Here is a 12,647-nt window from a genome sequence, read left to right on the forward strand (position 1 = left end):
GGCGCTCGCCACGCGATCCAAACGGGCGCCGCCCGCCGGCACCATGAAAAATGCCGGGCACTCGGGCCCGGCATCGATTGCCGCGGGCACGACCGCCACGGCGGTCGCACCTGCGGCCTGCCTCGTCAGCGAATGATCCGCGTGACGCCGCGCCCGCGCGGATCGGCCATCGCCTCCGGCGTCCGGCCGTCGATCTTGATCACCTGGATGTCGCCGCTGAAGTCCTGCCCCTTCAGCGTGTAGCCCCGCGCCTCGATCTGCTTCGCGAGCTCGCCTTCGATCGGATGGTACGGCTCCCAGAAGATCGTGTTCGGCGGCAGCAGCTGGTGGTGGAAACGCATCGCGCCGACCGCCTCCTTCAACGGCATCTTGAAGTCGTAGATGTTGTTGATCACCTGGAAGATCGACGTGAAGATCCGCGAGCCGCCCGGCGTGCCGATCACGAGCGATACCTTGCCGTCCTTCGTCATGATCGTCGGCGACATCGACGACAGCGGACGCTTCTTCGGCTCGATCGCGTTCGCATCGCTGCCGACCACGCCGAACATGTTCGCGACGCCCGGCTTCGCGGAGAAGTCGTCCATCTCGTCGTTCAGCACGATGCCGGTGCCGTCGGCGATCACGCCCGAACCGAAATAGCCGTTGATCGTGTACGTGTTCGATACCGCGTTGCCCCACTTGTCGACGACCGAGAAGTGCGTCGTTTCGGCCTTCTCCGGCATCGACGTGCCGAGCCCCGGCTGCACGCTCTTCGTGTCCGACGGCTCCTTCGGATTGACCTCGGCCGCACGCTTCGCGATGTACGAGTCGGCGGTGAGCTGCGCGATCGGCACCTTGTAGAAATCGGGATCGCCGAGGTATTGCGCGCGGTCGGCGAACACGCGTTTCTCGATTTCCGCGACCAGATGGATGTACTGCGGCGAGTTGAGCGTTACGCCGTCGAAGTCCTTCTTGAGATCGGCCTTCATCTTCAGCAACTGCACGAGGCCGATGCCGCCCGAACTCGGAGGCGGCGCGGTGATCACGTCATAGCCGTTCCACTTCGCCTGCACCGGCTGGCGCCACACCGCGCGGTATTGCGCGAGATCCTCGGTCGTGATCAGCCCGTTGCCGTCGCCGGTCTTCATCGAAGCCGCGATCAGCTCGGCCGTCTTGCCCTTGTAGAAACCTTCCGCGCCGCCGTTCGCGATCCGCGTGAGCACGTCGGCGAGATCGGGCTGCTTGAAGTTCGTGCCTGCCTTCAATCCGGAGAAGTACTTGTCGAAGTTGGTCTTGCCGCCGAACTCCTTCGACGCGTCGACGCCGCGCTGCGCCAGTTGCTCGTCGACCATGAAGCCGTCGCGCGCATAGTGGATCGCCGGCGCGAGCACCTGCTTCCACTTCAGCTTGCCGAAGCGCTTCTGCGCTTCCCACATGCCCGCGACCGTGCCCGGCACGCCGGCCGCGCGCGGGCCGTACAGGCTCATGCCCTTGACGACGTTGCCCTCCTTGTCGAGGTACATGTCCTTCGTCGCGGCGAGCGGCGCGCGCTCGCGGTAGTCGATGAAGTACGGCTTGCCGTCCTTGTAGATCGTCATGAAGCCGCCGCCGCCGATGTTGCCGGCCTCCGGATACGTGACGGCAAGCGTGAACGCGATCGCGACGGCCGCGTCGATCGCGTTGCCGCCTTCCTTGAAGATCCGCTCCGCGGCATCCGCGCTGTACTTGTCGGCCACCGCGACCGCCGAACTCGTCAGGACCGCCGGCTGCGGACCCTTCGCATAGGCAGGCGCGTTCGGCAGGAAACCGACGCCGGCCACCGTCGCGAGCACGACGGCGGATGTTTTGAAGCGATTCAGCGTAGTCATTGCATGTCCCCCATGTGGATCTTCTTTCAGGCGGGAAAGGCGCCCGATCCGCGCGTATCCGCTGGTTCGCCGGCGGACACCTGCGGCTTCGTAGTATAGGGGGACAAAAAGGGTCGAACACGCGACGCGCGATCCACGCGTGCAAATTGTGGGCAGCGAGGTCACTTACCCGGTAAAACGGGCGTGCTCATCGGTCGAAATTTCCTGCGCGGCCGATCCTCGTTGCAATGCAAAAATCCGAAAGTTGCAAACCGCGGTCCCCTCATGCCGCACATGCAAAAAAACGGCGCCAGAGCTGCCCGCTGTGCCGGCCGATCTGAGAAGATAGCGCCCCGCTTTCGCGCTGCGTTCAGGCTTTCGCTCGCACGCCGCTTCACGTTCGTTCGTCTCGTTCCCTATGGCATCACACAATGCGCATCACGCGTCCGGCTTCGCGGCCGGCGTCGCCGCCGCCGTCCTCGTCGCGCAAACCGGCGCGACCGGCCCCTGGCACACTGGCCTGCTCGCCGCGTTCGCGGCCGGCGTCGCGGGCGGCACCGCGCCCGACTGGCTCGAAGTCGCATGGTGGACCCGCAAGCGCCGCCTGTGGATCACGCACCGCACCGTCACGCACTGGGGCATCGGCTGGATCGCGCTGCTCGCGCTCGGCTGGCACGGGCTCACGCATCATCCGCATCCGCTGTGGGCCGCGCCGCTGTTCGGCTTCGCGTGCGGCGGCGTGATGCACCTGCTCGCGGACTGGCCGAATCCGCTCGGCGTGCCGTGGATCTGGCGGCGTCACTCGCTGAATCTGTGGAACAGCGGACACTGCGACCTGATCATCGTCGCCGCTGCATGGGGCGGCACGCTGTGGCTCGCGCAGTCACTGTGGACGCGCGCACCGTTCCTCGAGCACTGGCTCGGCTGGCTGCATCGCGTGTAATCGCGGACGAGGCCGCGCACGTAACCCGCCGCGCACGCCGAACGCAAGCACCGCTCCCTGTCGCTGATCCGGCACCCGTGACCGAACGGGTGGCGTTGCGCACGCACGCCTATTGAAACGCCGGCACCCGCGCCTCATCTGCATCCACGAGGCGCGCGCATTCTCGCCGCCCGCGTTGCCCGGCGCCCATCTGCGACGTCTGGCACACTGACGATTCGCGCGCGGCCGCCCGTGCGCTCGCACCCTATTTCAACGCTCCGATGGACGTCACCGCCACCCGCCCCGCCCACGCGCTCGACGTGTTCCACCCGGCCGTCGCCGCATGGTTCCGCCGCACGTTCGCCGCGCCGACCGGCGTGCAGGCGCTCGCGTGGCCGCACATCAAGGCCGGCCGCTCGACGCTCGTGGCCGCGCCGACCGGCTCCGGCAAGACGCTCACCGCGTTCCTGTGCGCGCTCGACGATCTCGTGCGCGATGCGCTCGCGCACGACGGGGCACTGCCCGACGCGACGCTCGTCGTCTACGTGTCGCCGCTGAAAGCGCTGTCGAACGACATCCACGTGAACCTCGACGCGCCGCTCGCCGGTATCGCCGAATCGCTCGCGCAGCTCGGCCTGCCGGTGCCTGCGATCCGCACCGCCGTGCGCACCGGCGACACCCCGCAGGCCGAACGCGCGGCGCTGCGCAAACGCGCGCCGCACATCCTCGTGACGACGCCCGAGTCGCTGTACGTGCTGCTGTCGTCGACGTCGGGACGGCAGATGCTGTCGAGCGTGCGTTCGGTGATCGTCGACGAGATCCACGCGCTCGCGTCGTCCAAGCGCGGCAGCCATCTCGCGCTGTCGCTCGAACGCCTCGATGCGTTGACGGGCCGCGCGTTGCCGCGCATCGGCTTATCGGCCACTCAGAAACCGATCGACGCGGTCGCGCGCTTCCTGGTCGGCGGCCCGGCCGATGCGCCGCGCGACTGCACGATCGTCGATACCGGTCACACGCGTGAACGCGACCTCGCGCTCGAACTGCCGAACGTGCCGCTCGGGCCGGTGATGGCGACCGACGTGTGGGACCAGGTGTACGACCGCATCGCCGCGCTCGCGGCCGCGCATCGCACGACGCTCGTGTTCGTGAACACGCGGCGCACCGCGGAGCGCATGGCGCGCCATCTCGCCGAGCGCCTCGGCAAGGACGCGATCGCCGCGCACCACGGCAGTCTCGCGAAGGAACATCGCCTCGACGCGGAACAGCGGCTCAAGCGCGGCGAGCTGAAGCTGCTCGTCGCGACCGCGTCGCTCGAACTCGGCATCGACATCGGCGACGTCGACCTCGTGTGTCAGGTCGGTTCGCCGCGCGGGATCGCACCGTTCCTGCAGCGCGTCGGCCGCTCCGGGCACCAGGTCGGCGGCGTGCCGAAGGGCCGCCTGTTCCCGTTGTCGCGCGACGAGCTGGTCGAATGCGCGGCGCTGCTCGACTGCGTGCAGCGCGGCGAGCTCGACGCATTGCGGATTCCCGAGGCGCCGCTCGACGTGCTCGCGCAGCAGATCGTCGCCGAAGTCGCCTGCGCGGAATGGCAGGAGGATGCGCTGTACGCGAGCTTCACGCGCGCGGCGCCGTACGCGCGCCTGTCGCGCGAACGCTTCGACGAGGTCATGAAGATGCTCGCCGAAGGCTTCACGAGCCGCCGCGGCGTGCGCGGCGCGTATCTGCATCGCGACGTGGTCGGCGGCACGGTGCGCGGACGCCGCAACGCGATGATGACCGCGACGACCTCGGGCGGCACGATTCCCGACATGGCCGACTACGCGGTGTTGCTCGAACCGCAGGGCATCCAGGTCGGCACCGTCAACGAGGATTTCGCGGTCGAGAGCCTGGCCGGCGACGTGTTCCAGCTCGGCAACCAGTCGTACCGGATCATTCGCGTGGAAACGGGCCGCGTGCGCGTCGAGGATGCGCAAGGCCAGTCGCCGAGCATTCCGTTCTGGCTCGGCGAGGCGCCCGGGCGCAGCGACGAACTGTCGGCCGCGGTCGGCCGGCTGCGCGCGCGGCTCGACGCGCTGTTCGCCGAAGGCGATCGAAACACGGATGCCGGTGGGCGCAAGCGCGGTGCGAGCGGCGCGGCCGGTGATGCGGCCGGCAAGACGACCACGCGCGGAAAAGCCAAACGAGCCGCGGAAACCCCGGCCATCGCCGATTCGCGAAGCGATGCCGACGGCACCGCGATCGTCCCGGCCGAAAGCCGCCTCGCGCCGGCGCTGCGCTGGCTCGCCGACGATCTGCACCTGTCGCCCGACGCGGCCCGCCAGATCGTCGACTACCTCGCACGCACGCGCGCGGCGCTCGGCGCGCTGCCCACGCAGGACACGCTCGTGATGGAGCGCTTCTTCGACGAGTCGGGCGGCACGCAGCTGGTGATCCATTCGCCCTACGGCAGCCGCATCAACCGCGCCTGGGGACTCGCGCTGCGCAAGCGCTTTTGCCGCACGTTCGACTTCGAGCTGCAGGCCGCCGCGACCGACGACGCGATCGTTCTGTCGCTGTCGCTCGCGCACAGCTTCGCGCTCGACGAAGTGTGGCGCTATCTGCGCTCGGCGAGCGCCGAACACGTGCTGATCCAGGCGCTGCTCGACGCGCCGATGTTCGGCGTGCGCTGGCGCTGGAACGCGACGACCTCGCTCGCGCTGCCGCGCTTCACCGGCGGCCGGCGCACTGCGCCGCAATTGCAGCGGATGAAGAGCGACGACCTGCTCGCGACCGTGTTTCCCGAACAGGTCGCGTGCCTGGAAAATATCGTCGGCGAACGCGAGATTCCGCACCACCCGCTCGTCGACCAGACGCTCGACGATTGCCTGCACGACGCGATGGATACCGACGGCTGGCTCGCGCTGCTGCGCCGGATCGAGAGCGGCGCGATCGAACTGATCGCGCGCGACCTGCCCGCGCCGTCGCCGCTCGCGGCCGAGATCCTGAACGCGAAGCCCTATGCGTTCCTCGACGATGCGCCGCTCGAAGAGCGCCGCACGCAGGCCGTGCAGTCGCGCCGCTGGAGCGACCCCGAGTCGGCCGACGATCTCGGCGCACTCGACGCCGACGCGATCGATGCAGTGCGCGACGAAGCGTGGCCGCTCGTGCGCGATGCCGACGAAATGCACGACGCGCTGCTCACGCTCGCATGCGTCGCCGACAGCGAAGCGCAGGCGCACGACGGCTGGCCCGAGCGGCTCGCGGAATTGGCCGAACGCCGTCGTGCGACGAAACTCGTCACACCGGATGGCGCCGCGCTGTGGGTGCCGGTCGAACGGCTGGTCTGCCTGCGCGCGCTGCATCCCGACGCACGTGTCGCACCCGCGCTGAAGGTGCCGGCCGCATGCGCGCAGCCATGGGACGCCGACGCCGCGCTCGTCGACGTGATCCGCGCGCGGCTCACCGGATTCGGGCCGCTGACGCTCGACGCCATCGCACGGCCGCTCGGCCTGCCGCCGGCGACGATCGCGACGGCGCTCGCCGCACTGGAGCGCGAAGGCTACGTGATGCGCGGCCGCTTCACGCCGGGCGCGACGACCGACGAATGGTGCGAACGCCATCTGCTCGCGCGCATTCATCGCTATACGGTGAAACGACTGCGCCGCGAGATCGAGCCCGTCGAGCGCGCCGATTTCATGCGCTTCCTGTTCCACTGGCAGCGCCTGACGCCCGATACGCGTGGAACGGGCCGCGACGCGCTCGCGGCCGTCGTCGAGCAGCTCGAAGGCTACGAAGCCGCGGCGAGCGCATGGGAGGACGCCCTCCTGCCCGCACGGCTGACCGACTATACGGCCGGCGGCATCGACGATCTATGCCGCTCGGGCAAGCTCGTGTGGACCCGCATCGGCGCGCCGGCCCGCGCGGCCGGCACGCCCGTGAAAACGACGCCGGTCGTGCTGCTGCCCCGCCGCCACCTCGGCGCATGGCAGGCGCTGCGCGACCCGGACGCGCAACCGGCGCTGTCCGCGCGCGCGACGCAGGTGCGGGACGCGCTCGCCGCCCATGGCGCGATGTTCTTCGATGCACTGCTCGACGAACTGCACATGCTGCCCGTCGAACTCGAACAGGCACTCGGCGAACTCGTGTCGGCCGGCCTCGTGAATGCGGACAGCTTCGCCGGACTGCGCGCATTGCTGAAGCCGGCGGTCAAGCGCAGCGCGACGTACGCGCCGCGCACGCGGCGCGGCGGCGCACTGATCGGCGGGATGGACGATGCGGGCCGCTGGGCGCTCGTGCAACGCGTTTCGCCACCGAACGACGACGCGCCAACCTCGGCACCGAAGCGCGGTGCGCCCGCGACCGATCCCGACGCGCTCGAACACATCGTCTGGACGCTGCTGCGCCGCTACGGTGTCGTGTTCTGGCGGCTGCTCGAACGCGAAGCCGACTGGCTGCCGAGCTGGCGCGAGCTCGTGCGCGTGCTGCAGCGGCTCGAAGCGCGCGGCGAGATTCGCGGCGGACGCTTCGTCGCCGGGCTCGCGGGCGAGCAATTCGCGCTGCCGGAGGCGATCCCGATCCTGCGCGAACTGCGTCGCCGACCGGGCGACGGCCAATATGTGTGCGTGACGGGCGCCGATCCGCTGAACCTTGCCGGCACGCTGCTGCCCGGCGACAAGGTGCCCGCGCTGACCGGCAATCGCGTGCTGTTCCGCGACGGCGTGCCCGTCGCGTCGCTCGTGGCGGGCACGTTCCACTACGCGCCCGAGCTGACGCCTGCCGCGCGCGAGGATGCGCGCCTGCGTCTCGCCCGCCGCTACTGACATCGGCTGACACGCGGCACGTCGCGGACTACTGAACGCCGCGCCGCATCGCCGCGCCCGTTCGGGTAGCATCCCACGATTCACCGCGCGGACCGCGCCCAGAACAAGCCTTCCGGAGACTGCCTTTCATGCCTTCGCATGCCGATTCGCCCGCCGTTCATCACGCGGGCTCGCTGACGATTTTCCAGGGCGCCGCACTGTATATCGGCGCGGTGCTCGGCACCGGCGTCATTGCGTTGCCCGCGCTCGCCGCCGAGGTCGCGGGCCCGGCATCGCTGCTCGCGTGGGCCGCGCTCGTCGTGCTGTCGGGGCCGCTCGCGGCCACCTTCGCCGCACTCGGTGCGCGCTATCCGGACGCGGGCGGCGTATCGACCTACGCGCGACGCGCATTCGGACCGAAGGCCGCGGCGATCGTCGGCTGGTGTTTCTATTTCGCGGTGCCGGCCGGCGCGCCGGCCGCCGCGATGTTCGGCGGCGCGTATGTCGCGGCCGTCACGGGCGGCGGGCATGCCACAGTGATCGTCACGGCCGCCGCATTGATCGCCACGGTATCGGCCGCGAATGCGTTCGGCGTGACGGTGTCGGGCCGCATGCAGCTCGTGTTGTCGGCGCTGCTCGTCACGCTGCTGCTGGCCGCGGTGCTCGCGTCCGCGCCGCATGCGCGCACTGCCAACCTGCATCCGTTCGCGCCGCACGGCTGGCTGGCGGTCGGCCAGGCGGCGGCGCTGCTCGTATGGAGCTTCGCGGGCTGGGAAGCGATCACGCACCTCGCCGCCGAATTCCGCCGGCCCGCGCACGACATGCCGCGCTCGGCCGCCATCGCGGTCGTGGTCGTCGGGTTCCTGTATCTGTCGGTCGCGGCCGCGAGCGTGACGGTGCTCGGGCCGTCGGCCGGCGCATCGGGCGCGCCGCTCGCGGAACTGATCGCGGGCGGCATCGGCGGTCACGCGCGGGTGCTGGCGGCCACGGCCGCAGTGCTGCTCACGCTCGGCACGATGAACGCCTATTTCGCGGGTGCGGCCAAACTGGGCGCAGCGCTCGGGCGCGACGGCGCGCTGCCCGCGTGGCTCGCGCAAGGCAGCCAGGTCGGCGGCGTGCCGCGCCGCAGTCTCGGCGTGATCGCCCTGCTGGCGGCCGTTGCGCTCGCGGCAACGACGCTCTCGGACGTCGGGCCGAAACCGCTCGTGCTCGTCACGTCCGGTTGCTTCGTGATGGTGTACGGGCTCGGCGCGGCCGCGGCGCTGAAATTGCTGCCGCGTGGCGGCATCGCGTACCGCTGCGCGTGGATTTCGCTGGTCGCCGTCGCCGGGCTGTTTCTGACGACGGGATGGTATATCTTGTGCCCGCTGCTGCTCGCGGGCGGTGCGTTGCTGTATCTACGGATGGCCGGGCCGCGCGCATGATCGTGTGCCGATCAGGGCGCACGGACAAACCTGCGCTCGTTCGCCACGATGCGCCGGCCCACCGCGAACCGGCCACGCACCGGTTCGTGATGCCCGTCAGGCCGGCACCAGCTCGAAGCTGAGCCGCTTGCCGAGTGCGGTGGCCGCGCTCGCGAGCGTCGCGAGCGTGAGGCTCGTGTCGGTTTCGTCGAGCAGCCGGTTGAGCGCGGCGCGGCTGGTTTTCATCCGTGCGGCCATCGCGGTTTTCGTGATGTGCTGCGCCTTCATCTCCTGGCCGATCTGCCACGCGATCACGCGCTTGATCGCGGTGGCGGTGGCCGCTTCGAGATGGCCGTCCTCGTCGAGGAAGGTGTCGAAATCGCTGCCGATATGCGGGTTGTTCGTGGTCGTCATGGATACTCCAATGCATGGCGTTGCCGGCCGGCACAGCGGCGCTCGCACGTGCCGTCGCAACCGGGAAATTCAGATGGCGTGCGTGAGCGCTTTCAGCCGCGCGACGGTCACGTCGAGATCGTCGGACGGCGTGGCCTGCGACTGCTTGAAGAACGCGTGCAGCAGCACCATCGTGTCGCCGACGACCGTAAACAGCACGCGCGCGCTTCGCCTCGGCAATATCACGCGGATTTCCCACAGATCCTTCGACATCTTCCGGACCAGCGGCATGCCGAGCGGCCAGCCCAGTTGAACGGTCTTGATCTCTTCGCCGATCATCCTGCGCTCGAGCTGCCCGAGCGCCTTGAGCCATTCGCGCACCGGCTCGTTGCCGCGCGCCGTGCGGAAGAACCGCACGCCGAGCGTGATCTGAATCTGCTGTCTCGCCATCGTCGTGCCATCAAGCGTATCAAAAACGATACGATATGCCAAGCACGACGAAGCCCGCTACTGACCGAACGGCTAACGAATGAGGGGGAAGGAACGGCAGCCGAGCGCCGCGTGGCGCGGCCCGGGGCGGCGCCTCAACGTGCGCGGCGAGCCGGCTTGCGTGCGCCGGGCGGCGCGCGATGCGCTCGCGTATCGCCGAACCGGGCGCGCGCGATTTCGCGCACGGCGTCGATCAGCGTCCGCGCGACGGGCGACGGTTGCGCATCGGTGCGCAGCACGAGCCCGACCGGCTCGTCGGTGCCCGCGGACGGCAGCGGCAGGCGCGCGAGCGCACCGGCCGACAGGTCGTATTCGGCCGCATAGAGCGGCACGAACCAGACCGCGTCGTTCTCGAGCGTGAGCGCGCGGGCGACCGACACCGACAGCACCTCGATGAACGAATCCAGCGGCGGCGCACCGCATGCGCCGAGCAGCTGCTCGGCCGACTGGCGGATCAGCGTGCCGAACGGCGGCAGCACGACCGGATAGCGCGCGAGTTCGGCAGCCGGTGCGGCGCTGACCAGCAGCGGATGCCCGGCGCGCACGACCGCGACGAGTGGCTCGTTGTACAGCTGCTCGAACGCGAGCCCGATCATTCGCTCCGGCTCCGACAGGCGCCCGATCGCGCATTCGATCGCGCCCGCCTTCAGCCGCTCCAGCAACTCGGCGTTCGCGGCCGTCGCGATCCGCACGACGATGCGCGGCCAGCGTGCGGCCAGCGCCTTCATCAGCGCGGGCGCGAGCGATGCCGCAACGGTCGGCAGCATGCCGATCTCGAGCGTCGCCGCGGCGGCCCCGCCCTCGCGCGCGAGCAGCCCGACACCCTGTCGCAGCGCCAGCACGCACGCGTTCGCATGCGGGAGGAACAGCTGCGCTTCGCGGGTCGGCTGCGCGCCGTGCCGGCCGCGCTCGAACAGCTTCACGCCGAGGATCGACTCCAGTTCGGCGATCGTCTTCGACACGGCTGGCTGCGTGATCGACAGGCTTTCGGCTGCCTTCTGCACGCCGCCCAGCTGCGCGACCGCGAGAAAACACTGCAGGTGCCGGAATTTGACGCGGCCGTCGGCGATACGGTTATTCATAACGGGCGGTTATGCAAGTGATGACGTTGTGCCATTTTGCATAACTTTCCGGAAAGGCCCAAGCATTCGGCGCGGTGTCACGCATGGCGCCGTAGCGCGTGGAATCCGGTCGGCTCCCAGATCCGCTTGGCGATCAGCAGGCCCGTGCCGCGCTTCTGCCCGAGCGGCGCGGACGATGACTCCGCGTGCAGCGCCGCCGCCTTGGCGCCGAGCCGCCGCAGTTCCTGCTCGAGCTCCGCGGCGGCCGCGTCGGTCAGCATCCCTTGCGAGAACGTCATCGTCTCGCCCGGGCCGTCGAAACGGCTGCCGAGAAAGTCGTCGAGCACGTGTGCATGGAAATAACGGCGGATCGGCCCGCCCGGCAGCCAGTCGAAATCGCGTGCGACGCGCACGCGAATCCGGTCGCCCGGCAGCAACGCGATCACGTTCATCCGGTCGAGCATCAGCAGGTATTTCACGCACTCGGCCTGCGTCAGGCAATAGGCCGACACGATGTCCTGCACGGTCCAGTAGTTGACCGCGCAAACGGCGACGAGCAGCAGTTTTTCGTCCGACACGAGCAGCGCCTCCTGCTGCTCGGTCAGCACGCGCAAGCGCGGCGCGGATGCCGACGCCTCCTGCACGAGTTCGGCGAGCGTATAGCCGAGCAGTTGCGCGATCTCCGCGACGCGCTCCAGCGTGAAGCGGCCGCTCGCGAACAGCCGCTTCACGCTCGTCTCGGACACGTCGAGCGCGCGCGCGACGTCGCGATAGGTCATTCCCTGCGCCTTCAACTGGCGCTTCAGCGTTTCGATGAGTTGGGCGGTCTCGGTCATGTTGGTATCGAAAAATGGTGCTCAAGGTCGGATATTAGGCTACTCAAGCATCCACACAAGCACTTTTGGATACTTGTCCGCATAATCCGCTCCGTCCTGTCACTGCCCCACGGAGCCGCGATGAGCACCCGAACCGACACCACCGCCTTCGAACCGCATCCCGCCGCGCCGCGCGACGCTCGCGACACGGACCGCACGCTGCCGCTCGCCACGGTGCGCACACTGGCCGCCGGCGCGCACGTCGGGGATCTCGTGTTCATCCGCGTCCCGGCCGGCGCGTCGCGCGACGCGGCAGGCAACGCAGGCGCGTGGGCCGATCGCTTCGGCATCGTCGTCGATACGTCGGGCGACGAACCGTTGATCGCCGAGCCCGCGTTTGCGCGGACGAAGCTCACACCGCTGTCGCGCTTCATCGCCCGCGCCGACGGTGGACGCGTCGCGCTGGCTCGCCGCGTCGCGGCCCCGAGCGCCGACGCGCAGCGCCACGTGCACGCGCTGGCCGAACAGCGGATCGACGCGCTGCTCGGCAGCCGCTTCAGCCTGCTCGCGCATCGCGGGTTCTGCGCGAACTACGTGGGCGACGTGCTCGGCGCCGAGCGCACCGCGACGCCGGCCGCGCTGCTGCGCAGCGGCACGCTGTCGCTCGAATTCGACGGAATCGTCTTCGATCCCGCCCGACCGTAACCAACGAACGACGAAGGACGAAAAACGAACGACGGGCACGCTCGGGGGGACCTGATAACAACAACAACAACGAAACACAAAAAAGCAGCGACGGGCTGGCTGGAGGGCCGTGCACGGAGTTGTCACCGACGACGCGAAGCCCGATCGCTTTTTCCGCCGGACAGGCCGCCTGTCCGGCGGATTTTCATTGGTGTCGCCGAACATAACGAACGGTTATGCGATTCGCTAAAAAAGGTCATTTTGCATAACTTTCCG

At 69.2% G+C, this 12,647-nt stretch carries 9 protein-coding genes; 4 read left to right on the forward strand and 5 right to left on the reverse strand.

The window, feature by feature from the left end; all coding sequences use genetic code 11:
- Window positions 1-125: 125 nt before the first annotated feature.
- Complete coding sequence (gene ggt, locus SB771_RS00450; protein ID WP_175659392.1) at window positions 126-1,847, reverse strand: gamma-glutamyltransferase; 1,722 nt, start codon at window positions 1,845-1,847, stop codon at window positions 126-128.
- A 397-nt stretch (window positions 1,848-2,244) separates the two neighbouring features.
- Between ggt and SB771_RS00455 the strand changes: the two genes are divergently transcribed.
- From SB771_RS00455 to SB771_RS00465, 3 genes are all read left to right on the forward strand, one after another.
- Window positions 2,245-2,769, forward strand: coding sequence for a metal-dependent hydrolase (locus SB771_RS00455; RefSeq protein WP_006758580.1), 525 nt, complete (start codon window positions 2,245-2,247; stop codon window positions 2,767-2,769).
- A 260-nt stretch (window positions 2,770-3,029) separates the two neighbouring features.
- The gene (locus SB771_RS00460) at window positions 3,030-7,547 is read left to right on the forward strand and encodes a DEAD/DEAH box helicase (RefSeq protein WP_175659393.1); all 4,518 of its coding nucleotides are present in this window, start codon (window positions 3,030-3,032) and stop codon (window positions 7,545-7,547) included.
- Between the two features lie 128 nt (window positions 7,548-7,675).
- On the forward strand, window positions 7,676-8,950 hold the full coding sequence (locus tag SB771_RS00465) for an APC family permease (protein ID WP_175659394.1): 1,275 nt from the start codon (window positions 7,676-7,678) through the stop codon (window positions 8,948-8,950).
- Window positions 8,951-9,046: 96 nt separating this feature from the next.
- On the opposite strand, the gene SB771_RS00470 is transcribed toward SB771_RS00465, so the two are convergent.
- The 4 genes from SB771_RS00470 to SB771_RS00485 form a co-directional block, all read right to left on the reverse strand.
- Entirely contained in the window at window positions 9,047-9,343 is a 297-nt protein-coding gene (locus tag SB771_RS00470) for an XRE family transcriptional regulator (RefSeq protein ID WP_012365874.1), read from the reverse strand.
- 69 nt (window positions 9,344-9,412) lie between these two features.
- Window positions 9,413-9,772, reverse strand: coding sequence for a type II toxin-antitoxin system RelE/ParE family toxin (locus tag SB771_RS00475; RefSeq protein WP_175659395.1), 360 nt, complete (start codon window positions 9,770-9,772; stop codon window positions 9,413-9,415).
- A 134-nt stretch (window positions 9,773-9,906) separates the two neighbouring features.
- Complete coding sequence (gene pcaQ / locus SB771_RS00480; RefSeq protein WP_175659396.1) at window positions 9,907-10,893, reverse strand: pca operon transcription factor PcaQ; 987 nt, start codon at window positions 10,891-10,893, stop codon at window positions 9,907-9,909.
- 77 nt (window positions 10,894-10,970) lie between these two features.
- Window positions 10,971-11,708, reverse strand: a complete 738-nt coding sequence (locus SB771_RS00485) for a helix-turn-helix domain-containing protein (RefSeq protein WP_006751195.1) — start codon at window positions 11,706-11,708, stop codon at window positions 10,971-10,973.
- A 120-nt stretch (window positions 11,709-11,828) separates the two neighbouring features.
- Between SB771_RS00485 and SB771_RS00490 the strand changes: the two genes are divergently transcribed.
- Window positions 11,829-12,392: a YiiX/YebB-like N1pC/P60 family cysteine hydrolase gene (locus tag SB771_RS00490; RefSeq protein ID WP_175659397.1), complete on the forward strand. Its 564-nt coding sequence runs from the start codon at window positions 11,829-11,831 to the stop codon at window positions 12,390-12,392.
- Window positions 12,393-12,647 lie beyond the last annotated feature (255 nt).

This window comes from Burkholderia sp. SIMBA_051 (assembly GCF_046534915.1).
GTDB lineage: Bacteria > Pseudomonadota > Gammaproteobacteria > Burkholderiales > Burkholderiaceae > Burkholderia > Burkholderia ambifaria.